The organism is Tessaracoccus caeni (assembly GCF_029211185.1).
GTDB classification, from domain to species: Bacteria; Actinomycetota; Actinomycetes; order Propionibacteriales; family Propionibacteriaceae; genus Arachnia; species Arachnia caeni.
In genome coordinates, this window is sequence record NZ_JARGDO010000011.1 from 67,291 (window position 1) to 89,399 (window position 22,109).

19 protein-coding genes are annotated in these 22,109 nt (G+C 68.8%); 11 read left to right on the forward strand and 8 right to left on the reverse strand.

The features are described from left to right. Positions 1-193: 193 nt before the first annotated feature. From P0D62_RS11180 to P0D62_RS11190, 3 genes are read right to left on the reverse strand one after another with little or no spacing between them, the layout of a single operon-like run. Entirely contained in the window at positions 194-802 is a 609-nt protein-coding gene (locus P0D62_RS11180) for a Maf family protein (protein WP_275702633.1), read from the reverse strand. Then, entirely contained in the window at positions 799-1,014 is a 216-nt protein-coding gene (locus P0D62_RS11185) for an acyl-CoA carboxylase subunit epsilon (RefSeq protein ID WP_275702634.1), read from the reverse strand. The genes P0D62_RS11180 and P0D62_RS11185 overlap by 4 nt, the downstream gene beginning before the upstream one ends. Beyond that, positions 1,011-2,585 (reverse strand): acyl-CoA carboxylase subunit beta, encoded by a 1,575-nt coding sequence (locus P0D62_RS11190; RefSeq protein WP_275702635.1) that lies wholly within the window; start codon positions 2,583-2,585, stop codon positions 1,011-1,013. Before P0D62_RS11190 ends, P0D62_RS11185 begins: the two co-directional genes overlap by 4 nt. Positions 2,586-2,666: 81 nt before the next feature. Between P0D62_RS11190 and P0D62_RS11195 the strand changes: the two genes are divergently transcribed. The 5 genes from P0D62_RS11195 to P0D62_RS11215 all read left to right on the forward strand — a co-directional run bounded on the left by P0D62_RS11195 (position 2,667) and on the right by P0D62_RS11215 (position 8,748). Beyond that, positions 2,667-3,458: a biotin--[acetyl-CoA-carboxylase] ligase gene (locus P0D62_RS11195; protein ID WP_275702636.1), complete on the forward strand. Its 792-nt coding sequence runs from the start codon at positions 2,667-2,669 to the stop codon at positions 3,456-3,458. 260 nt (positions 3,459-3,718) lie between these two features. After that, positions 3,719-4,231 (forward strand): PH domain-containing protein, encoded by a 513-nt coding sequence (locus P0D62_RS11200; protein ID WP_275702637.1) that lies wholly within the window; start codon positions 3,719-3,721, stop codon positions 4,229-4,231. Between the two features lie 25 nt (positions 4,232-4,256). Beyond that, a complete protein-coding gene (locus P0D62_RS11205) occupies positions 4,257-5,423 on the forward strand; it encodes a 5-(carboxyamino)imidazole ribonucleotide synthase (protein ID WP_406708244.1) in 1,167 nt (388 codons plus the stop codon). Next, complete coding sequence (purE, locus tag P0D62_RS11210; RefSeq protein WP_275702639.1) at positions 5,416-5,919, forward strand: 5-(carboxyamino)imidazole ribonucleotide mutase; 504 nt, start codon at positions 5,416-5,418, stop codon at positions 5,917-5,919. Before P0D62_RS11205 ends, purE begins: the two co-directional genes overlap by 8 nt. A gap of 6 nt (positions 5,920-5,925) precedes the next feature. After that, positions 5,926-8,748 (forward strand): cation-translocating P-type ATPase, encoded by a 2,823-nt coding sequence (locus P0D62_RS11215; RefSeq protein WP_275702640.1) that lies wholly within the window; start codon positions 5,926-5,928, stop codon positions 8,746-8,748. Between the two features lie 53 nt (positions 8,749-8,801). Here the strand turns inward: P0D62_RS11215 and P0D62_RS11220 are convergent, their stop codons facing one another. Continuing rightward, positions 8,802-10,310 carry a DUF3352 domain-containing protein gene (locus P0D62_RS11220; protein ID WP_275702641.1) on the reverse strand — a complete coding sequence of 503 codons (1,509 nt, stop codon included), beginning with the start codon at positions 10,308-10,310 and terminating at the stop codon, positions 8,802-8,804. 114 nt (positions 10,311-10,424) lie between these two features. Continuing rightward, on the reverse strand, positions 10,425-11,699 hold the full coding sequence (locus tag P0D62_RS11225; protein WP_275702642.1) for an LCP family protein: 1,275 nt from the start codon (positions 11,697-11,699) through the stop codon (positions 10,425-10,427). Between the two features lie 109 nt (positions 11,700-11,808). Between P0D62_RS11225 and P0D62_RS11230 the strand changes: the two genes are divergently transcribed. Together P0D62_RS11230 and P0D62_RS11235 are read left to right on the forward strand one after the other, a co-directional pair. After that, positions 11,809-12,801 carry a glycosyltransferase family 2 protein gene (locus tag P0D62_RS11230; RefSeq protein ID WP_275702643.1) on the forward strand — a complete coding sequence of 331 codons (993 nt, stop codon included), beginning with the start codon at positions 11,809-11,811 and terminating at the stop codon, positions 12,799-12,801. Between the two features lie 42 nt (positions 12,802-12,843). Continuing rightward, a complete protein-coding gene (locus P0D62_RS11235; protein ID WP_275702644.1) occupies positions 12,844-13,866 on the forward strand; it encodes a coiled-coil domain-containing protein in 1,023 nt (340 codons plus the stop codon). A gap of 5 nt (positions 13,867-13,871) precedes the next feature. Here the strand turns inward: P0D62_RS11235 and P0D62_RS11240 are convergent, their stop codons facing one another. Further along, positions 13,872-14,546, reverse strand: coding sequence for a TIGR03089 family protein (locus P0D62_RS11240; protein WP_275702645.1), 675 nt, complete (start codon positions 14,544-14,546; stop codon positions 13,872-13,874). Positions 14,547-14,576: 30 nt separating this feature from the next. Between P0D62_RS11240 and P0D62_RS11245 the strand changes: the two genes are divergently transcribed. The 4 genes from P0D62_RS11245 to P0D62_RS11260 all read left to right on the forward strand — a co-directional run bounded on the left by P0D62_RS11245 (position 14,577) and on the right by P0D62_RS11260 (position 20,302). Beyond that, positions 14,577-15,656 carry a mannose-1-phosphate guanylyltransferase gene (locus P0D62_RS11245; protein ID WP_275702646.1) on the forward strand — a complete coding sequence of 360 codons (1,080 nt, stop codon included), beginning with the start codon at positions 14,577-14,579 and terminating at the stop codon, positions 15,654-15,656. Between the two features lie 107 nt (positions 15,657-15,763). Further along, positions 15,764-16,024, forward strand: a complete 261-nt coding sequence (locus P0D62_RS11250; protein ID WP_406708245.1) for a WhiB family transcriptional regulator — start codon at positions 15,764-15,766, stop codon at positions 16,022-16,024. Positions 16,025-16,060: 36 nt separating this feature from the next. Further along, positions 16,061-19,066: a glycosyltransferase family 2 protein gene (locus tag P0D62_RS11255; RefSeq protein WP_275702647.1), complete on the forward strand. Its 3,006-nt coding sequence runs from the start codon at positions 16,061-16,063 to the stop codon at positions 19,064-19,066. A 3-nt stretch (positions 19,067-19,069) separates the two neighbouring features. Then, a complete protein-coding gene (locus tag P0D62_RS11260) occupies positions 19,070-20,302 on the forward strand; it encodes a DUF5719 family protein (RefSeq protein ID WP_275702648.1) in 1,233 nt (410 codons plus the stop codon). Here P0D62_RS11260 and P0D62_RS11265 read toward each other — a convergent pair. Both P0D62_RS11265 and P0D62_RS11270 read right to left on the reverse strand, forming a co-directional pair. Continuing rightward, a complete protein-coding gene (locus tag P0D62_RS11265; protein WP_275702649.1) occupies positions 20,299-20,931 on the reverse strand; it encodes a response regulator transcription factor in 633 nt (210 codons plus the stop codon). The genes P0D62_RS11260 and P0D62_RS11265 overlap by 4 nt on opposite strands. Beyond that, complete coding sequence (locus P0D62_RS11270; protein WP_275702650.1) at positions 20,928-22,025, reverse strand: sensor histidine kinase; 1,098 nt, start codon at positions 22,023-22,025, stop codon at positions 20,928-20,930. Before P0D62_RS11270 ends, P0D62_RS11265 begins: the two co-directional genes overlap by 4 nt. Positions 22,026-22,109: the final 84 nt, after the last annotated feature.

Sequence of the window (22,109 nt, forward strand, 5' to 3'; positions counted from 1 at the left end):
GAGCGAAGCGAGCCTCGACAATCGAGACCAGTGCGAAGCACCATCCACGCTCTTTGAGGTGCGAGCGAAGCGAGCCTCGAAAAGAGCCGACGCGACCTCCCGATCGAAAAGAGCCGACGCGACCTCCGGCTGGGTCTGTCGTTCAGCCGTCGGCTGAGCCCTTTCGAGGCTCGGCCGCGGGCGGCCTCGCACCTCAAGGAGCGTGGGGGGTCCACAAACTCGGCCAGTCGACGCCGAGATCGATCACCATCTGGCGGAACAGCGGCAGGCTGAGCCCAGAGACGTTGAAATGGTCGCCGTCGATGGCCGTGATGTAGGCGCCGCCTCGGCCGTCGACGGTGAATCCGCCGGCGACTCGTTCCGGCTCTCCGGTTGCGACATAGGCGTCGATCTCCCGATCGTCGAGGTCGGCGAAGTGCACCACCGTGCTGCGCAACTGGCAGGCCTCGCGGGCCTCGCCGTCGGTGCGCGCCCAGACATAGTGCCCGGTGTGGATCACGCCCTGGTTACGGCGCATCCGGCGCCAGAGCATCCGGGCGGCATCCGCGGTGCCGGGTTTGCCGTGAATGCGCCCCTCGAACTCCAGGAGAGTGTCGCACGCCACCAGCACCGCGTCGCCGGTGACCTTCTCTGCGACATCGCGGCCCTTGGCGCGTGCGAGCAGCAGGGGCAGCACACCGGGGCGGGGGTCGGTGACGAGCGACTCGTCGACGCCCGAAACGATCACCTCGGGACTGAGCCCCGCGTGCCGCAGCAGGTCTAGACGCGCCGGAGACTTCGACGCCAGGATCAGGCGCGTCATCGCTGGTGGTAGGTGCGCCAGGCGTCGCGGCCGTAGACCAGCTGCGAGCGCACCCCGCGGTAGTAGGACGACCATCCGCCGGCGCGCGGCCGGTCGTCGGCCGAGTGCAAGGGCTCCTGCCTGCTGACTGCCCGCAACACGGCCAACACCGCTGCGGTCTCCTCCTCGGAGAGGTTGGCCTTGGCGAGGCCGATGGGCTGCTGCTCATTCATAGGGGAATGTTCCCATGCTTCTTGGGTGGCAGCGCTTCGCGTTTCGTGCGCAGCAGGCGCAGCGCCCGGATCACCTGGGCGCGGGTCTCGTGCGGGTAGATCACCTGATCGACGTAGCCGCGGTCGGCGGCGACGTAGGGGTTGGTGAGCTCGTCGTCGTACTCCTGGATGAGCCGGGCGCGCATGGCCTCGGGGTCGTCGGCGACGGCCAGTTGCTTGCGGTACAGGATGTTCACGGCGCCCTGTGCGCCCATCACCGCGATCTGGGCCGTCGGCCAGGCCAGGTTGATGTCGGTGCCCAGATGCTTGGAGCCCATCACGACGTAGGCGCCGCCGTAGGCCTTGCGGGTGATCACCGTCAGCAGCGGCACCGTCGCCTCGCTGTAGGCGTACAGCAGCTTGGCGCCGCGACGGATGATGCCGTTGTGCTCCTGCGCGACGCCGGGCAGGAAGCCGGGGGTGTCGACGAAGGTGAGCACCGGGATGTTGAACGCGTCGCAGGTGCGCACGAAACGCGCGGCCTTCTCCGACGAGTCGATGTCGAGGCAGCCGGCGAAGGTGGTGGGCTGGTTGGCCACGACGCCGATCGAGCGGCCCTCGATGCGGCCGAAGCCCACGATGATCGACGGCGCGAACAGCTCCATCACCTCGAGGAACTCGTCGTCGTCGAGCACGTTGTGGATGATCTCGCGCATGTCGTAGGGCTGGTTGGCCGAGTCGGGGATGAGCCGGTCCAGCTCGCGATCATGGTCGGTGATCGTCAGGTCCACCTCGTCGTCGTCATAGATCGGCGGGTCTTCCAGGTTGTTCTGCGGCAGATAGCTCAGCAGGTCGCGCGCGTACTCGATGGCGTCGGTCTCGTTGGCGGCCAGGTAGTGCGAGTTACCGGACTTGCTGGAATGGGTTCGTCCGCCGCCCAGGTCTTCCATCGAGACCTCTTCGCCGGTGACCGTCTTGATCACCTCCGGGCCGGTGATGAACATCTGCGAGGTCTGGTCGACCATGATGACGAAGTCGGTCAGCGCCGGGCCGTAGACGTGGCCGCCGGCCGCCGCGCCCATCACCAGCGAGATCTGCGGGATCACGCCGGAGGCCAGGGTGTGGCGTCGGAACAGCTCGCCATAGAGCGCCAGCGAGACGACGCCCTCCTGGATGCGGGCGCCGCCGCCCTCGATGATGCCCACCAGCGGCACGCCGGTCTTCAGCGCGAAGTCCTGGATCTTGACGATCTTCTCGCCGTAGACCTGACCCAGCGCCCCGCCGAAGACGGTGACGTCCTGACTGAACACGCAGACAGGTCGGCCGTGGATGGAGCCGGTGCCGGTGATCACGCCGTCGCCGAAGGGCCGGTTGTTCTCCATCCCGAACACGGAGAAGCGATGGCGGGAGAACTGGTCGAACTCGGCGAAGCTGCCCTCGTCGAGCAGCGCGAGCACCCGCTCGCGCGCGGTCATCTTGCCTTTGGCCTTGTGCCGCTCGATCGCAGCGGGAGAGCCGGCGTGCACGGCTTCGTCGATGCGCACGCCGAGATTCGCGATCCGACCAGCAGTGGTGTGGATGTCTATCTCCATGGTGGACACAATAGGGCGACGCATCTGGCTGTTGGGCCGATCCGGAAAATCCCTCCGGGCGCGGCTCGGTAGGCTGGCGCCGTGCCGAATGACGCCACGCGCCTCGATGAACTGACCAGCCTGTTGGGCCCGCGGACCATGTGGCGTCCCGTCGAGTGGGTGCCGACGACCGGCTCCACCAACGCCGATCTCAGCGCTCGTGCGCGCCTGGGTGAGACGGAGGGCGCGGTGCGGATCGCCGACGAGCAGACCAGCGGACGAGGGCGGCTGGCCCGGACCTGGGTCTCGCCGGCGCGGTCGTCGGTGGCGATCTCGGTGCTGCTGAAACCTGAGCATGGCCCGACCGCATGGGGGTGGCTGTCGTTGTTGGCGGGAATGGCGATCACCGAGGCGCTGGAGGAGCTGTCTCCGGCTGGGGTCTCGGTGGAACTGAAATGGCCCAACGACGTGCTGATCGACGGCAAGAAGGTGTGCGGCATCCTCTCCGAGCGGATCGAGCACGCCGACGGCGCCCGCGCGGTGGTGGGCATGGGCATCAACATCGCGCTCACCGAGGACGAGCTGCCGGTGCCGAACGCCACGTCGCTGGCGCTGGCCGGCTTCGAGGTGAACACCCTCGACGTGGTGGCCGGCGTGCTGCGCCACTTCGAGAACCTCTACCGCGGGTGGCGAGAGGATCCCGATCTTCGCGTCGCCTACCAGCGACGCTGCGCCTCCGTGGGAGCCGAGCTGCGGATCGTCGTCTCAGACACCGAAACCGTCACCGGCAGGGGAGTGGGCGTCGACGAGTTCGGCCGCCTGCTCGTCGAGACCGCCCGCGGGGTACGCGCCTTCGCCGTCGGCGACGTCATCCATGCCCGTCTTCCCCGCTGAACCGTCGGCGGGGCGGGCGATCGAGGTTGATTTCGTCCTGGGTCCGAGAGGATCGGGGCTGAATCCGTCAGTGCTCGGGCTCATCCGGGGTTATCGGGGTTGTGGATGACAGCATGCCGACATCCAGAGCCCCGATACCGCGGTATCGAGAGAAAACTGACGGAATCAACCCCGGTAGGCCTTCGGCAGGCCTCGCGACGGCGGTGCCAGTTCTCGCGGGGTCCCTCGGAGCTGTCGGTGCGGCGTGTCATGCTTGGGGCATGGCTATCAGCAAGGATCTCCTCGGGGCCGACGAAAACGTCGTGTTGCACCTGCGCACCCACGCGAAGCGACTGCTCGGGCCTGTCGCGGCCCTCATCGTTCTGGGCGCGGCAACCGGGGTGGCGACGGCGCTGTTCCCGCCGGAGTGGACGCCGCTGGCCTATTACATCGAGGCCGGCATCGTGGCCATCCTGCTGATCTGGCTGGTGATCGTGCCCTTCCTCAACTGGTACACCTCCACCTACACCATCACCGACCGGCGCATCATCACCCGCACGGGCATCCTCAACAAGCGTGGCCACGACCTACCGCTGCGCCGGATCAACAACGTGAACTACGAGCACAGCCTGGTCGACCGGATCCTCGGGTGCGGCACCCTGGTGTTCGAGACAGCCGCCGGCAACCCGCTGATCCTCGACGACGTGCCACGCGTCGAGCGGGTGCACGTCGCCATCACCGAGCTGCTCTTCGACGACGGGCCAGATCCCGATCGTCGCGAACTGGGGGAGTGAGCCTGTCCTTCGGAGCCATTAGGCTGTGCCCGTGACGAGGCGCTACCGAGTGGGCATTGCCGGAGGCGGGCAGTTGGCCCGCATGATGCATCAGGCGGCGATCCCGCTGGGGATCGACGTGCGGCTGCTGGCCGAAGGGCCCGACGTATCCGCTGCCCAAGTGGTTGCTGACACCATCGTCGGCGACTACCGCGAACTCGACGTGCTGCGTCGCTTCGCCGAAGGTTGCGACGCCATCACGTTCGACCATGAGCACGTGCCCACAAAGTACCTCGAGGAACTCGGCGAGTTCGCCGCGGTGCGGCCCGGGCCGAAGGCCTTGGTCTATGCGCAGGACAAGGCCGAGATGCGCGAGTACCTGAGCGATTTCGGCATCCCGTGCCCCGCCTTCGCCATCTGTGATGACGCGGCCCAGGCGATCGCGTTCGGCGATGCCCAGGGCTGGCCGATCATCCTGAAGACGTCGCGCGGCGGCTACGACGGCAAGGGCGTCTGGAAGGTCGGCTCTCGCGACGAGGTCTTCGAGATCTTCGCGAACAAGCCCGCCATGTCCGCAGGGGAACGGGTGCGCATCGTCGCCGAGGAGTACATCGACTTCGTGCGGGAACTCTCCGCACTGGTGGTGCGGGCGCCGTCGGGGCAGGTCGTCGCCTATCCCATCAGCCAGACCACCCAGACCGACGGCATCTGCGTCGAGACCATCACCCCCGCGCCCGGCTTGGACGACGAGCGCGCCGCCGAGCTTCAGGTGATGGCCATCAACATCGCCACCGAACTGGGCGTCGTCGGCGTGCTGGCCGTGGAGTTGATGGAAGCCCCGGACGGCCGCATCGTCGTCAACGAGCTGGCCATGCGCCCGCACAACACGGGCCATTGGAGCATCGATGGAGCGCTGACCAGCCAGTTCGAGAACCACATCCGCGCGGTGCTGGACCTGCCGCTCGGATCCCCGGAACTGCGCGCGGAGCACGTCGTGATGACCAACGTGCTGGGCGGCACCGAGCCAGATCTCACCGGTGCCCTGTTGCACGTCTTCGCCCGCGATCGTGCCATTCGCGTCCACCTCTACGGCAAGGAGGTGACGCCGGGCCGCAAGGTGGGCCACGTCACCGCCTTCGGCCCCGACCTCGACGACGTGCTGCGCCGCGCCCGCCATGCCGCCGGCTACCTGATGGGAGACCCCAATGCCTGATACCTCCACCCCGCCGCTCGTCTCGATCGTGATGGGCTCCGACTCCGACTGGCCCACGATGAAGGCCGCGGCCGACGCGCTGACCGAGTTCGGCGTCGCGTACGAGGCCGACGTGGTCTCGGCGCACCGGATGCCCGAGGACATGGTGGCCTTCGGCCGCGAGGCACACCAGCGCGGCATCAAGGTGATCATCGCCGGTGCCGGCGGTGCGGCCCACCTGCCCGGCATGCTCGCTGCCCTCACCCCCTTGCCCGTGATCGGGGTGCCGGTACCTTTGAAGTATCTCGACGGAATGGACTCCCTCCTCTCCATCGTGCAGATGCCGGCCGGGGTGCCGGTCGCCACGGTGGCCATCGGCAACGCGCGTAACGCGGGCCTGCTGGCGGTGCGGATGCTGGGAATCCAGGACGACGACGTGCTGCAGCAGATGGTCGACTTCCAGGCCGAGCTGCGGGACATGGCCCGTGCGAAGGGCGCGAACATACGAAAGGGATGATGCGCGGTGACCGCTCAGGTCGGCATCAGAGAACAGGATCCGTCTCTTCTACCGGCTGAGCAGGTGTCACGCACGCGTGATGTCGACGTCGAAGTCGGACTGAGCACGGCAGAGGCCGCCGCCCGGCTGGAGCGCTACGGGCCCAACGAGCTTCGTGCCAAGGAGGGCGAGCCCGCGTGGCGGCGCTTCTTGAGGCAGTTCGCTGATCCGCTGGTCTATCTGCTGCTGGTGGCCATCGTCATCTCGGTGGTCGCCTGGATTCTGGAGGGCGCCACCGGCGTTCCGATCGACGCCGTCGTGATCCTCGCGATCGTGCTGGCCAACGCCATCATCGGCTTCGTCCAGGAGAACAAGGCCGCGGACGCGGTGGCCGCGCTGGCCGACATGACCGCGTCCCACGCCACCGTGCTGCGCGACGGTCGGCTGACCGACGTGGCGTCGGCCGACATCGTTCCCGGTGACGTGTTGGTGCTGTCGGAGGGCGACGCGGTGGGCGCCGATGCGCGCCTGATCAGCGTCTCCTCGCTGCGGGTGCAGGAGGCGTCGCTGACCGGTGAGTCGGAGGCCGTCGCCAAGGACGCGGGCACGCTGAACGCGCCCGCCCAGCTGGGCGATCGGCGCAACATGGTGTTCAAGGGCACGGCGGTGGCGCGCGGTGTCGGCCGGGCGGTGGTCACCGGCACGGGCATGAACACCGAGGTGGGTAAGATCGCCACCCTGCTCGACGAGACTGAAGACGAGCCGTCGCCGCTGCAAGTGGAGATCGCGAAGATCTCCAAGGCACTGGGGCTGCTGGTGATCCTGATCGCGATCGGCGTGATGGCCGTCGTCGCGCTGGTCAACGGCGTCGACTCCGCCGAGGAAGCCGTCGAGATCCTGCTGATGGGCGTCTCGCTCGCGGTGGCGGCGGTGCCCGAAGGGTTGCCCGCGATCCTGTCTCTGGTGCTGGCCATCGGCGTGCAGGCCATGGCCCGGCGCAACGCAGTGATGAAGAACCTGGAGTCGGTGGAGACCCTCGGCTCGGTTTCGGTGATCTGCTCCGACAAGACGGGCACCCTCACCAAGAACGAGATGACGCTGCGCGAGATCGTCACCGCGTCGGGTCGCGTGGAGCTGTCCGGCACCGGCTACGAGCCGGTGGGGGAGGCCACCGTCGTCGACGGCGATCGCGACGCCGTCATGGACGAGGCGCGGATCGTGTTGGCGGCGGGCTCGGTGGCGAGCAATGCCCAGCTCGATCAGGTGAATGGCTACTGGCAGATCCAGGGCGATCCCACCGAGGCGGCCTTCCTGGTTGCGGCGCCCAAGCTCGACGGGGTGACCGAGCGCGCCGACGCCCACGAGCGTCACGCCGAGGCTCCGTTCGACTCGGAGCGCAAGATGATGTCGGTGCTCGGTGCCGCCGATGACAAGGTGCGGGTGCTCGCCAAGGGTGCTCCCGACGTGCTGCTGGGTCGCTGCGTCGCCGAGCAGGTGGGCCAGGTCGCCCGGCCCCTGACCGATGAGCGTCGCGCCGAACTGGAACGCGTCGTCGTGAGTCTCAGCGAGCAGGGCTACCGCACGCTGGGGGTCGCATGGAGAGATGCGGATGACACCGATCGGGAGGAGTTCGGCGAGGACTCCGAGCGAGACCTCGTCTTCGCGGGCGTCGTCGGCATCATCGACCCGCCTCGCCAGGAGGCCGCCGACGCCATCGCCGACGCTCACCGCGCCGGTATCAAGACCGTGATGATCACCGGCGACCACCCCGTCACCGCCGCTCGGATCGCGTCCGATCTCGGCATCGTCGAGGACGGCCACGAGATCGTGGCGGTGACCGGCCGTGAACTGGAGGAGATGGACGATGCCCGTCTCTCCGAGGTGGTGAAGGAAGCCCGCGTCTATGCGCGCGTCTCGCCCGAGCATAAGCTCCGCATCGTCGACGCGCTCCAGGCCAACCGGCAGATCGTCGCTATGACCGGTGACGGCGTCAACGACGCCCCCGCGCTGAAGTCGGCCGACATCGGCATCGCCATGGGCATCACCGGCACCGAGGTGACCAAGGAGGCCGGGGAGATGATCCTCGGCGACGACAACTACTCGACGATCGTCGCCGCGGTGCGGCGAGGCCGCGTGATCTTCGACAACATCAAGAAGTTCATCCGCTACCTGCTGAGCTCCAACATGGGAGAGGTGGCCACCGTCTTCTTCGGCGTGGTTCTGAGTGGCGTGATCGGCCTAGCCGATCCTGCCAACCCCGGCGCCGCCGTCGTGCCGCTGCTGGCCACCCAGATCCTCTGGATCAACCTGGTCACCGACTCCGGCCCGGCGCTGGCCATGGGCGTCGATCCCGAGATCGACGACGTGATGGCCCGCACGCCCCGGAGCATGGACGAGCGCATCATCGACGGGCACATGTGGAGCCGGATCATCGGCATCGGCCTGGTGATGGGCCTGCTCGGCCTGGTGGTGCTCGACCTCACGCTGCCCGGTGGCCTGCTGAGCGGCATGGAGCATCTGGCCCCCGTGGAGCAGCAGCTCGACGTGGCCCGCACCACGATGTTCACCGCGCTGGTGTTCATGCAGCTGTTCAACGCGCTGAACAGCCGATCCGACCTGGCCAGCGCCTTCGACCACCTGTTCACCAACCGCTGGCTGTGGATCTCGCTGGCCGGGGCGACGGTGGCCCAGGTGCTCGTCGTCGAGGTGCCGTTCCTGCAGCACGCCTTCGGGACGACGTCGATCAGCGCGGCGCACTGGGCGCTCGCCGTCGGCGCGGGCGTCGCGGTGCTGGTCTTCGAGGAGGCCGTGAAGCTCATCCGTCGACGCCGTGCGCTACGGAAGCACTGATCAAGAAAAGAAGGGGTTCCACCGCGGTGGAACCCCTTCTTCGATAGCTGCGATCAGTTGAAAGCGACCCGCAGCTGCACCTCGGAGGTGTGGTCGTCGAGCCTGCTGCCGACGATGCCGACGCCGGCCAGGGCCTCGAAGTTGGACGGGTCGGTGCCGAGAGCACCGGCCATGTCGCGGATCGGGTCGACGTTGACGAACATCACCACGTTCACCGAGCCGGAGAGCTCCGTCAGCTTGGTGTAGGAGGCGTTGTCCTTCAGCGCGGTGGCCGGCGCCAGGGCCGACTCGAGGCCCGCGGGAGAGATGCTGATACCGGAGTAGCCATCGCGCACCTCGCGGCTGAGCGGCATGCCCAGCTGGAGCTCCAGATTCTCCAGCAGCGCGGTGTGACGATCGACATCGGCGGGCTTCACCTTGATGCCGATGACGGGCTCAGGGGCGTCCAGGCTCTTGAGCGACAGGCCGAGCTGCTCGCCGAAGAGGGCGCTGAAGTCGGCGGCCGACTGAATGCCGAGAAGAGGCAGGATCTCTGCCATCTCGGGCGTGGCGGTCATCACGTCCCAGTTCTTCTCGATGGCCTCGGCCGGAAGGCTCGCGGCAAGGGCGAACACCGATTCGCCGTCCAGTGCGCCGGCGAAGTCGCGGACGTCGACCATCTCGGGCATCGCCTCGGGCGACGTGGAGATGATCTTCGCGCTCAGCATGTTGTCGGTCACCTGGAGGGCGACGCCGCTCGCGCCGATCTCCTGCTGAAGCGCCGCCGGAAGCTCCGGGATCTCGGGGTCGTCCATCGACTCGAGAATCATCGGGATCGCCTGCGGGCTGACGTACGCGGTGACCAGGCCGCCGCCCAGCTTCTCCTTCATGGACGTGTATTCCTGGGACGCGCTCAACGGCGCGGCCTTGATGGCGTCGGCGCTGAGGTCGAGCGCGACCGGGTGGATCACCAGCAGGTCATCGACGAAGAAATGCTTCATATCGGCGTCGTCGTTTTTCTTGGTGAAGAACTCCTCGGCTTTGGAAGCGTCGGTGGTGTCGACGACGAAGACGATCGAATCGTCCGGGTCATAAGGGCTGAAGTCGGTGCTGTTCACGACACCGATGGCGGCGGAGTCGCCGAGCCAGGGCTTCACGTCGGTGGCGTAGTCGACGTCCTCGGTGTCGCCGGCGACCAGGCTGAAGAGGGCCTCCTTGTAGTCGGTCGTCTCGGTGTTCATCTCGAGGTTGGGGAACTTCTTGGCGATGTCGCGCAGCGCCAGCTGGTCGCCCGCCGGGGGATTGAGGTTGACCTCCGCGGCAAAGACCGCGTCGGAGGGAAGGCCGTCGGCGGCGTTCATGTCGCCGCCCTTCGCGAGGTTGAGAGCCAGCGCGATGCCGCCTCCGATCACCGCGACGCCCACGACGGCCGCGGTGGCGATCACCCCGGTGCGGCGCTTCTTCGGCGGCGTCGGCTGGGCGCCCGGAGCGGCCGTCTGCGGTTGCGCGGGCTGCCCCGGCGGTGCGAACTGCGGGCCCGGCTGATCGGGCGTCGGCTGCTGGGGAGGATGATTCTCGCTCACTCTGATGCCTTTCGTGGGGGGAGAGATCACCATAGCAAGGGCGAATGACAGCCCGATGACCGCGGCAGGCTCCGAGGATCTTCAGCGCCAGGCGCGAGGTGCGCCGGGAACCTCCTACTCCAGGCCGGTGGTGTCGCCGCTAGCGATGGCGTCGAAGATCTTCTGAGCCGCCGCCTCGTCCCAGAGGATGGTGGAGCCCACGCCCGCGGCGTTGTGATTGGCGTCGGCGACGGGCACCGTCATGGACAACCCGGCGCCTCGCGTCACGGCGACGAAGCCGAGGCCCATGTTTCCGAGTTCCAGCACGCTGGTGTCCTCACCGCGACGCAGCGTGTGGGCCGCCGCCATGTTGAGCCGCCAGTAGGAGACGGGGTTCAGCAGGGTCAGCGGGCTGACGGCGCGTTTGGTGATCTGACCGATCACCTCGCGCTGGCGTTCCACGCGTCCCAGGTCGCCGCGGGCGTCGGCCTTGCGCATCCGGACGTAGCCGAGCCCGGTGACGCCGTCGAGCGTCTGGCAACCCGCGGGGATGTCGAGGTGCGAGTCCTTGTCCTTGATCGCCTTCTCGGGGCACACCTCGACGCCGCCGACGGCGTCGATCAGGTCGACGACGCCCGCGAAGCCGATCTCCAGGTAGCCGTCGATCTGGATGCCGGTATTGGCCTCCACCGTCTCGACGAGCAGCGGGGCGCCGCCGAAGGCGAAGGACGCGTTCAGGCGGTTCTGATTGTGTCCGGGGATGTCCACCAGCGAGTCGCGGGGCAGCGACAGCAGCACGGGCTGGCCCTGCTTGGGCTGGTGCAGCAGCATCATGGTGTCGGTGCGCTGGCCCTCGATGTGGCCCGTGCCGAGGCGCTTGCGCTCCTCCAAGCTCAGGTCGTCGCGCGAGTCGGAGCCCACCAGCAGCACGGTGGTGCCGGGCTGGTTCGCGAGCGGGCTGGCCGACGTCGAGTCCACCCGGCCGATGCTGAACAGTGCATAGACGGGCGTGCCGATCATGAACAGCAGCCAGGCCGCCAGGATGAGGCCGACGGTGCGCAGCACGGGGCGGCGGGGCTTCGTCGTGGGCGCCTTCGTCCGGGTCGCCGGCTTGGCGGCCGGCGACGGCGTCTGCTGTGCGCCCGGATGATCAGGCCTGGGCTGCGAAGGACGCCCGGCGCCGTGCGCCCGCGGATCGGGATAGCCGGACGTCGGCTTGGGGTAGCCGGACGATTGTTCGGCGTAGCCGGAAGCAGGCGACTCGGCGTAGATCGGGCCCGTCGAGCGCGGTGCCGACCCGCCCCCGGGCGCAGCTGGGGGCGACGGATCCGGGGGCGTCACCGAGGTGCGCTCGTCCTCGTCTCGGCGGTACAGCCAATCCAGATTGGGATCGTCACGGTTGTCGCTCATGATCGCCAAGCCTACGTGCGCGCCGCAGCTAGGACATCCGCCCTAGGTATAGGTCGCGGAGGTAGTAGCGTTGAGTCCACCTTCCCCATCAGAGACTGAGGAGCCCTCCATGGCGACGCCGGAGATCAGCGTGATCATGCCCGTGCTCAACGAGGAGCGACACCTCGCCGCTGCCGTGGCGAGGGTGCTTGAGCAGGACTACGACGGCGGCATCGAGGTGCTGCTGGCGGTGGGGCCGTCCAAGGATCGCACCCGCGAGATCGCCGACGATCTGGCCGCGGCAGACCCCCGCGTCAAGGTGCTGGACAATCCGACGGGACGCACTCCCGCCGGACTCAACATCGCCATTCGTGCGGCGCGCAACGAGACCATCGTGCGGGTGGACGGTCACGGCGAGTTGAGCCCCGGCTACCTGACGACGGTCGCCCGGCTGCTCGAGGAGACGGGGGCCGCCAACGTCGGCGGGCTGATGGACGCGCGCGGTGAGACGCCGTTCCAGCAGGCGGTGGCCGCCGCCTACAACTCGCCGTTCGGGCTCGGCGGCGGGGGATTCCACCTTGAGGACACTCCGGCCGGGCCCGCGGACACCGTCTACCTTGGCGCGTTCCGACGCTCGGCCTTGATGGAGGTGGGCGGCTACGACGAGACCATGCATCGCGCGCAGGACTGGGAACTCAACCACCGGTTGCGCGAGGCCGGCAAACTGATCTACTTCACCCCCGACCTGCGCGTTACCTATTGGCCGCGCTCGTCGGCGTCGGCGCTCGCCACCCAGTTCTTCAAGACCGGGCAGTGGCGGCGCGAGGTGATGCGGCGCTACCCGGAGACGCGCAGCGTGCGGTACCTGATGCCCCCGGTCGCCGTGGCGGGCCTCGGCGTCGGTCTGCTCGGCGGGCTCGTCGGCCTGGTGACGCATCGACGACTGCTGAGCCTGATGCTCCTGGCTCCGGCCGCCTACCTGTTGTTCCTGGTGGTGGCCACGCTGACCATGAGCGTGCCGTCGACGGCGGCCCGGTTGCGGCTGCCCGCGGTGCTCGCGGTCATGCACGTATGCTGGGGCGCCGGCTTTCTCCGGGGAGTCTCCCAGGAGTCCCTCGCATAGCGCGCTGCCCACCCAATTGATACCGAAACGAAACGAGGAACCATGACTCAGGCCACCTTCCGTACTGTCCTGCGCGGCTACGAGCCGGCCCAGGTTGATGCGGAGATCTCTGCCTTGGCGAAGGCGCTGGAGGGGGCACGCACGGAGGTGGGGCGGCTCACCGCCCAGCTGAACGAGACCCGTCAGGGTCAGTCGGCACTGGAGCGCCGGGTGGTGGCCGCGGAAGCCAGGGTGGCCGACGCCGTCCGGGCGAGCGAGACCGTCGCGGTACCCACCTACGCCGGGCTGGGCGAGCGCATCGGCCGGATCCTCACCCTCGCCGATGAAGAGGCCGACGAGCTTCGTCGTTCCGCCCATGAAGAGGCCCAGGCGCTCGTCGCGCTTGCCACCGACCGGGCGGATCAGACCGCCGCGCAGGCCAACCGATACGCGGTGGAGACCCGCACCGCCGTCGACGCGCAGGCCGAAGAGATTCTGACCTCCGCTCAGCGCCAGGCGCAGGAGACGGTCGAGCTGGCCGACCGCGAAGCGGCCGCGCGCAGAGCTGAGGGCGAGGCCATCTATGAGGCGCAGCGCGCCGCTGCCGCCGAGGCCGCTGCTGATTTCGACCGCACCCTTGCCGAGCGTCGCGAGCGCGCCGATGCTGAGTTCGCGCAGCAGCTGGGCGATCGCCAGGAGCAGTTGCGCGTCGCCGACGAGAACGTGCGGGCTGCGGAGAACGAGGCGTTGCGGATCGTCGCCGACGCTCAGAGCCAGGCCGAAGCGGTGCGCGAGCAGGGATTCCGCGACGCCGAGCAGGTGGTGGCTGCGGCCCGCGAGGAGGCCGAGCGTGTTCGCCTGGAGGGCGAGCGCGAGCTCGCGGCGATCGTTGAGCGCCGCGACGCCATCACCGCACAACTGGCCAACGTGCGTCAGGTGCTGTCCACCATCGGCGGCGGATCCCTCGGCGCGTTTGCGGACGAGGAGGAGTCGATCTCCGAGCAGGATGTCGTCGAGACGGCGGTTCAGCCCGTGGAGGCCGACGACATCGCCGAGACCAAGGTGATGGCCGCCGTCGAGAACTGAATCTCCTAGCTCGTCGCCGCCCTGGCCCGCTCCTGTTCTGCGATGCGGGCCAGGGCGGCGTCGTCTCCACCCACGACGACAACGCTGGATCCGAGGCTCGACACCGGCGCCACCAGGAGTTCCCGCACGCTCGCCCATCCGGGGGCCGGGTCGGCGAACAGCAGGCGCTCGTCGCGGCCGGGCGTGGTCGCCACGTCGGCATGGGTGACAGCGTCGTAGGCGGGGGAGGCCGGATCGGCGGCTGCGCTGTCGAACAGGTCGGGTTGGGAGAACACCTCGGCGTAGTCGATGCAGCCGGCGGGCGGCTGCGAGAACCCGGCCCCCAGGGGATGCAGCGAGCAGGCGACGGTGTCCGGGCCGCGGCGCTCGTCTGCGGGCCCGACGACGGCCAGGTCGGCGTCACCGGTCACTCCCACCGTGACGCCGCAGCCGCGTTGCCAGGCCGCGGCGATCCACACCAGCGTCACCCAGTGACCGGGATCGGTCTCAGCCAGGCCCAGGTCGATCGTCGCCCCGGGCTCCAGGCCGAGGTCCTCGATCAGGTTGGCCGTCTTGCTCACCCAGTTGGCGAAGGTGATCGCCGACAGCTCGATCCGCGACCCGGCGGCCACGTCGTAGTGGGTGATCAGCGGGCCGGCGCCCTGGGCGCGCACCCGGGCCTGCAAAGCATCGGTGAACATGCTGTGCAGCGTAGCGGTAGGCTCCGGGCCATGCGTTACGTGGTGATCATGGCCGGGGGATCGGGCACGCGGTTGTGGCCGTTGTCGCGGAAGGGCAAGCCCAAGCAGCTGTTGGATCTCTTCGAGGGGCGTTCGCTGCTGCGCACCGCCTACGAGCGCGTCGCCGGGTTGGTCGACGCGGAGCGGGTGCTCGTCGTGTGCGGACGCGCCTATGCCGACGACGTCACCGAGCAACTGCCTGAGCTTCCGGCCGGCAATGTGCTGGGCGAGCCGGAGGGTCGTGACTCGCTGAATGCCGTCGCCTGGTCGGTGGCGGAGGCCGCGCGTCGCGACCCCGAGGCCGTGGTGGCCGTGGTCACCGCGGATCAGGTGATCACGCCGATCGACGAGTTCCAGCACTCGCTGGACCGTGCCTTCGAGGTGGCCGAAGCGCGACCGGAGGCGCTGGTGACGCTGGGCGTCGTGCCCACCTCGCCGCACACCGGTTACGGCTACCTGCAGCGCGGGGATGCGCTCGACGGCTTCCCCGACGTGTGCCGCGTCGTCGAGTTCAAGGAGAAGCCGGAGCGTGCCGTCGCGGAGGAGTACCTCGCCAGCGGCCGCTACTGGTGGAACGCCGGCATGTTCGTCTGGCGTGCCGAGACGCTGCTGCGCCAGCTGCGGTTGCTGCTACCGGAGGAGCACGACAAGATCGTGCGTCTCGTCGCCCACCCGGAGCTGCTGGACCAGATCTTCCCGACGTTGAAGAAGACCTCGATCGACTACGCGATCATGGAGCCGGTCTCCCAGGGCAAGGCGGAGGCTGCCGTCTACGCGGTGGGACTGCACGTCGACTGGCGCGACATCGGCGGCTTCGTCTCGCTCGCCGAGCTCTTCGCCACGGACGCCGCGGGCAACGCCGTTCAGGGCCGCACCGTGACGCTGGATGCGTCGGGCTGCGTGCTCGTCAACGCCTCCGGCCGCGACCACGTGATCGCGGCCTTGGGGCTGAAGGACACCCTCGTCGTCGCCACCCCCACCGCGACGCTGGCCTGCGCCTTGAGCGACGGCGAGCGCATCCGTGAGCTCGTCGAACGAGTGCGCGACGAGGCGGGCGTGGAGTTCTCCTGAGACATCGCTGAGATTCGCTCTCATGGAACGGGTGACAGAGGCCCGTCTCGGGTGTCTATAATTACGTCGTTGCAATTCGCGGGGGTAAGCGAGGGAAGGGGGCGATCATGCCCGAGATGTTGTTGGACATCTTCGATGAGCTGGACGGCGCCTTCGCATGGCAGGCCGAGGCCCTCTGTGCCCAGACCGATCCCGAGGCGTTCTTCCCTGAAAAGGGCGGATCCACGCGTGAGGCCAAGCAGGTGTGCCAGAGCTGCACCGTGCGCGCCGAGTGCCTTGAGTACGCCCTCGCCCACGACGAGCGGTTCGGCATCTGGGGCGGTCTCTCCGAGCGCGAACGCCGTCGCCTGAGGCACGCCGCCAGCTGAGCTAGGCTCGACTCCCGTGATCATTGGGAGGATGTCGTGAGCGAAGAGCAACCGGGCGACCGGCTGACCGACTTGTGGGCATGGGCCGACGAGGACGACGACGCTCTCGACCCCGATCCCATCCTTCCTTCCGTCGTCACGGCCGTCATGGTGGTGCGCGACGCTGCCGACTGGTTGCCGGAGCAACTGGTCGCGCTCGGTCAGCTCGAATCCAGGCCCGGTCGGGTGATCGCGGTCGACAACGGGTCGACGGACGAGTCGCCCCGGTTGCTGGCCGAGGCCGTCGAGGACGGCATCCTCGACGAGGTCATCCGCGGCAATCACAGCTGGAGCTTCGGGCGCGCCGTCGCCGAAGCAGTGGGGGAGCAGGCCCCCGAGTGGCTTTGGCTGCTCCACGACGACTCCGCTCCGCGCCCGCACGCCCTGACCAGGCTGCTCAAGGCGGCCCCCACGGCCGACCTGATCTTCCCCAAGCTGCTCCAGCCGCCCCGTCGCAACTATCCGGACACGCTGGCCGAGGTGGGCCAGTCCATCACCATGGGCGGTCACCGGGTGCTGACCGTCGAAGAGGGCGACATCGACCAGCATCAGGTGGATCCCGCTGCCGTGCTCGGTGGCTCCACCGCCGGTCTGCTGATCCGAGGAACCGCCTGGACCGAACTCGGCGGACTGGCGCCCGAGGTGGCCCGGCACCGGGACGGCGTCGACCTGGGCTGGCGGGCCAACGCCGCCGGCTGGCGAGTGGTCACGGCGCCGGAGGTCTCGCTGGTGCACCGCGCATCGGGGCGCATCGGAGAGCGTGAGACCGGCCGTCATCCGCACGAGGACGATCGCCTGGCCGCGCTGACGGTGGTGAGCGCGCGCGGAGCCAACCGCTTCTACCTGGTCCTGATCAGCTGGATCCGTGCGCTGGGTTTCCTCCTCGCCAAGTCGCCCGGCCATGCCACGGCCGAACTGCGGGCGCTTCGGCGCTGGCGTCGCTCGTCGGATCAGGTCGAGGCGCTCGCCGCGCGTCTGCCTGCCGTCGAGGACGAAGAGATCGCCGACCTGCTGCCCAACCATTTCTGGCCGTTGCGCAACGCGGTGGACCGGATGGGCACCTCCCTCTCGGAGCGGTACCGCACCCTGACCAGCCAGGAGGTGGACACCTCCATCGACGAGCTGACCAGCGACGACTACGTGCCGCCGCGACCTCCCCGTCGCCTGATCAACCCGCTCACCCTGCTCACGCTCGGGCTCCTGATCACCGGCGTGATCGCCGGATGGTCGCTCGTGGGGCGGGGCACCGTCGCGGGCGGTGGACTGCTGCCGGCGCCGGCGAGCCTCGCGGAGGCCTGGCGGGCATTCGTCGAACCCATCGCGGCCGGCGGCAATGCACCTTGGCTGGGCTTCGCCGCCATCGGTTCGCTGCTCTCCTTCGGCCAGGCCAATGCCTTCGTGATCACCATGCTGATGATCGCCCCGCTGCTCGCCGGTCTGTCGGCCTTCACCGCGTTGCGTGCCTTCGACGTGCGTCCGCCGCTCGCTGGTGCGGCGGCAGGCGCCTGGGCGGCGGCCGTGATCGTGCTGGGCCTGGTGACCGCCGGCGACCTCACCGGCATGGTGCTCGCCGTCGCCGGACCCCGGCTTGTGGTGTCGTTGTATCGCGTTGCCAGCAATGACGCGGGCGGGGCCGAGCGGCTTCGTCGGCCCGCGTCCGCCGCGTTGTGGCTGGTCGTCATTGCGTCGGCTTGGCCGGCGGCCCTGGTGCTGGTCACCGTGCTGGCGATCGGGGCGGCCGTGAGTCGTCGCGTCACCTGGTCCGACGCGCTGGTGACCGTGCTTCCCGTGTGGCTGTTCCTCGGTCCCTGGCTACCCACCCTCGTCAGCTATCCCGGCCGCCTCCTGACCGGCGTCGATCCGATGGCCTGGCCTGATTTCCCGCCCTCGTCCTACGGCGTGCTCGCCGGGCGACTGATCCCGTCGGGGCTGCCGGTGTGGCTGAACCTGGCCTTCTTCGTCGTGCTCGGCATCGTCGCGGCGGTCGGGCTGGTGCGCATCCGGCGAGCCGCCGTGCGGTGGGCCGCGCTCGCCGCGATCGGTGTGCCCATGCTGCTCGGTGTGGCCGCCTCGCGCATCGCGCTGCCCGTGATGGGGGGCGAGGCCCGGGCCTCTTTGACCGCGTGGGCGCTGCTGGTGGTCGCCGGTGCGTTGGCGCCGGTCGTCTTGTCGTCCAGGTCGTCTGATGGGAACCATGGCGGTCGACGACGCTCGACGTCTGCGATCGCACTGGGACTCGCCTCCGCCCTGGTCGCGGTGACCTGGGCGGTGGTGGGCTTCAACGGCGCGGTCCAGCTGACCCGGCCCGTGCTTCCGGGCTACGTGCGCGACGTGATCTCGTCGCCGCGTGATACCCGCGCCCTGCTCATCCAGCGGCACAGCGACACCCAGCTGAGCTGGAACGTCGTCGACGCACACCAGCCGCAATGGGGAACCGGAGAACGCAACCCGGCGGGAGCCGACGAGGCTGACTACGCGACGCTCGTGCAGGCCTTCTCCGGCGCGACGGTGCCGGAGGATCTCGCCGAGCAGCTCACCGCGCTCGGCATCTCGCACGTCTGGATGAGCGGCTTTCCCGCCGACCAGCTGGCCGGCGTCAGCAATGCCGCGGGCCTGAGCAGCGCCGCCGCCGACGACGACTCGACGGTGTGGACCGTCGTCGGCATGGTGAGCCGTGCTGAGGTCGTCGACGGGGAGAGCCGCGAGCCGGTCGTCACCGGCACGATCCCGAAGGGATCCGCGTCACGGACGCTGGAGCTCGCCGAGTCCGCGGGCTCCATCTGGCATGCTCAGGTCGCCGGCGAGGAGCTGCCCCGCATCGACAGGGGCGAGGACGGATCCCTCGCCTTCGACCTGGGGGAGCGCTCCGGTGAACTCACCTACGGCGCTCCGGCGGCCTGGTGGGCGGTGGCCTGGCACGGCGTGGTGCTGCTCGGACTGCTGATCCTGTTGGCCCCGACCATCGGCTCCGCGCAGGGTGCGCGCCGCGGACAGGAGGACTGAGACATGCTGCGCAGGATCCTGGAAGTCGCCGGCGGGCTGGTGGGCATCGTCGCGATCACGGTGGCCGCCACGCAACTCGAGCCCATGCCGCTGCCTCGCCTGACCGACGTCGAACCGCCGCGCGAACAGCGCCTGGTGTGTATGCCACCGGCCTCCGGCACGCTGTACGCCCAGGCGGAAGAACGCCTGACTCTCGCGACGATGGACGGCGAGGCGGCGGAGCGCGAGGCCACCACCGTCGAGGACGTGGGGTCGCAGCCCTTCACCCTGCGCGGCGTCCAGCCGGCAGGAGGAGTGCGCGTCGACGACGCGTTCGTCGGCTGCCAGCTGCCGGCGGCGTCGGGCATCCTGCAGGTGGCGGACGCCAGCGTCTCCGAGCTGTTGATCATCAATCCCGATGCCACCGATGCTGCCGTCGACCTCAGCCTGTACGGCCCGGACGGCGAGGTACTCGCCTTGGGCTCCCGCGGCATCGTCGTCAGCCCTCAGCGCAGTCGCACCATCGCCCTCTCTGTGCTCGCCGGCCAGGAGGGCCCGATCGGCGTCGGGTTCAGCACCTCTCGAGGGCGGGTCGCCGTCGTCGCCGTGACCGAGGACGGCGCGGCGACCACGCCGACGTCGGCGGCGGATCGCCATCTGATTCCGGGCATCGCCAAGAACGTGCCTGCCCAGCTGATCCTGAGCAACCCCGGCACCGAGCGCGCCACCGCCGAGGTCTACGTGCTGGGAGCCAATGCGCGGTTCCAGCCTTCGGGAGGCGCGGGCCTGTCGATTCCCGCCGGGGCGAGTCACGCGGTGGATCTGACCCTGGGCCTTGCCGGCGAGCTGGGCGCGATCGAGGTGCTCTCCGACCGGGAGATCGGCGCCACCGTGATCGGCGGGACGTCCGGGGCGATGAACCCGGCACGGCCCGGCCAGCGACTGCGGGCCTTCGGCCCAGGGGGCGGTGCCCTCCAGCTGAGCAATCCCTCCGAGGAGTCGGTGAGTCTGGTGGTCTCGGTCGCCACCGACGGCGGCGCGGCCGCTGACACCACGGTGGTGGTGCCCGCCGGAACCACCGTCGCCGCCACGCTTCCCGATAGCGGCGAGAGCCTGGTGACGGTTGCGTCGCCGGCGCCCGTCTTGGGTGCCCTGGTCTACCCGTCGAACGGCACCGTCGCGGTCATCCCTCTGAACGCCGACCTCTCTGAGGATGCCGAGCCCATCCGGGCGGAGCTGGCCCCGACTCTGCGCTAGCGCTCTCCCACCTCGTAGAGCCACGCCGACAACCCCCGCTGGTTCTGGACGCCCGCTCGTCGGAACATCTTTCCGAGCCGCTTGTGGGTGGCGGAGACGCTGATGTGCGTCGTCTCTGCCATCTCTGCGATGCTGCGGCTGCGCAGCACGAGTTCAAGGAGTTGGCGGTCGGTGTCATCCTTGGCGACACGGTTCGCGCGCGCCGGATCGACGATCGCGAGCCGGTCGAGGTGACGTGCGAGGGCAGCGGTGACCACGTCGTTGCCTACCTGATAGCCGGCGTGCACCGCCTTTACCGCAGCCGTGACGTTGAGCAGGAAGGCGCCTTTGTGGACGAAGCCGCCGATACCGACCTCCAGGGCATTGAGCACTTCGCCCACGTCGAAGGAGGTCATGATAAGAGCCTTGGCGGAGTTTCCCGACGCCTTCAACTCGGTGGCAACCTGTATCCCGGACATGCCGGGTAACCGGACATCCATCAGCCACACATCGACGGGAGTGGTGACGGCCAGCGCGTCCTCTCCCGTCTCGACGACGGCCACCAGCTCGAGATCGGGATCAGCACGTAAGAGGGTCTCCAAGCCGTGCAGAATGGTGCGGTCATCGTCGCAGATGGCTACCCGGATCATGCGCTGCTCCTTGTCCTGACGAGGGGGATGCTCGCTCGGCACACCCAGGTGTTGCCTATGGCAGCAGATTCGATGGCGCCGCCGGCCAGGCCGGCATGCCGGCCCATGCCCACCAGCCCCAGGGGGCGTTTCCTGTCGCGTCGTCCGTGTTTGATGCCATTCTCGACAACCAGCGTGAGCACGTCGTCCCGGCGCTGGACGGCAACGCGGCACGGCGCAATGGGGTCGCCGTGCTTGACGACGTTGTGCAGCGCCTCCGCGATGATCCGGCTGACAACCAGATCGACCTCGGGGGAAAGCTGTGCCAGCGTGACGTCCGCGTTCGCCGGGTGTACATCGAAGCCAGCGGCAGTGAGTTCTGCGATGCCGGCTCGCAGGGCGTCGTCGGCGCCGACCACCTGAAACGGTTTGGTGGGGCCCTCGCGTTGCAGATCGGCGGTCACCTGACGCAGTGTCGCGTCGGCGCTGCGCACTCGCTCTATCAGTTCGTCGAAGAATGCCGGCGCTGTCCGCTCGTCATCGGATGCCGTCTCGGCGCGCACCAGGATCCCCGTGAGATTCCGTCCGACGAAGTCGTGAATGTCGACGGCCATCCGCATCTGTCGCTCGACGTACGCCCGGGACACGCGCTCCGCCTCAGCTCGCATCACCCATCGGAACCCCAGCCCGAGCACCCAAGGGATGACGAGTACGACCACCGACGCGACGCACATGATCAGCACCTCGGTTGTCGTTCTCGAGCGTCGGACCACGAGCACCGCCATCTCCAGCAACACCACGGTCGACAGCAGAACTGCTCCGCGGAACTGTTCTTTGCGAACCGCCAGCGCCACGGCGGTGGCGGCGATATAGGACGACAGTCCAACGCCACTGGGATCGACCCATAGGCCGGCGACGAGAAGGCCGCAGATCAGCCCGATCCCAGGCAACAGCCACCTCACCGCGACCAGCACGCCTAGGAACATCGCAAAGTCCCACACAAAGATGGGCGCCAGCTGCTCCCCTGAAATGAATCCGATGAAGGACATTCCTACCCAGAGTGCAGCCACGCCGGCCTCAATCCATCCGGATGCCAGTATTTGACGTGCGCTCATGCGCGTAAGCGTAGCCCGCGCCCGCTCGGCGTCCGACGCCACCGCTTGCGAAGCGGGCGACCTCCCCGGAACACGGCAGTTGAC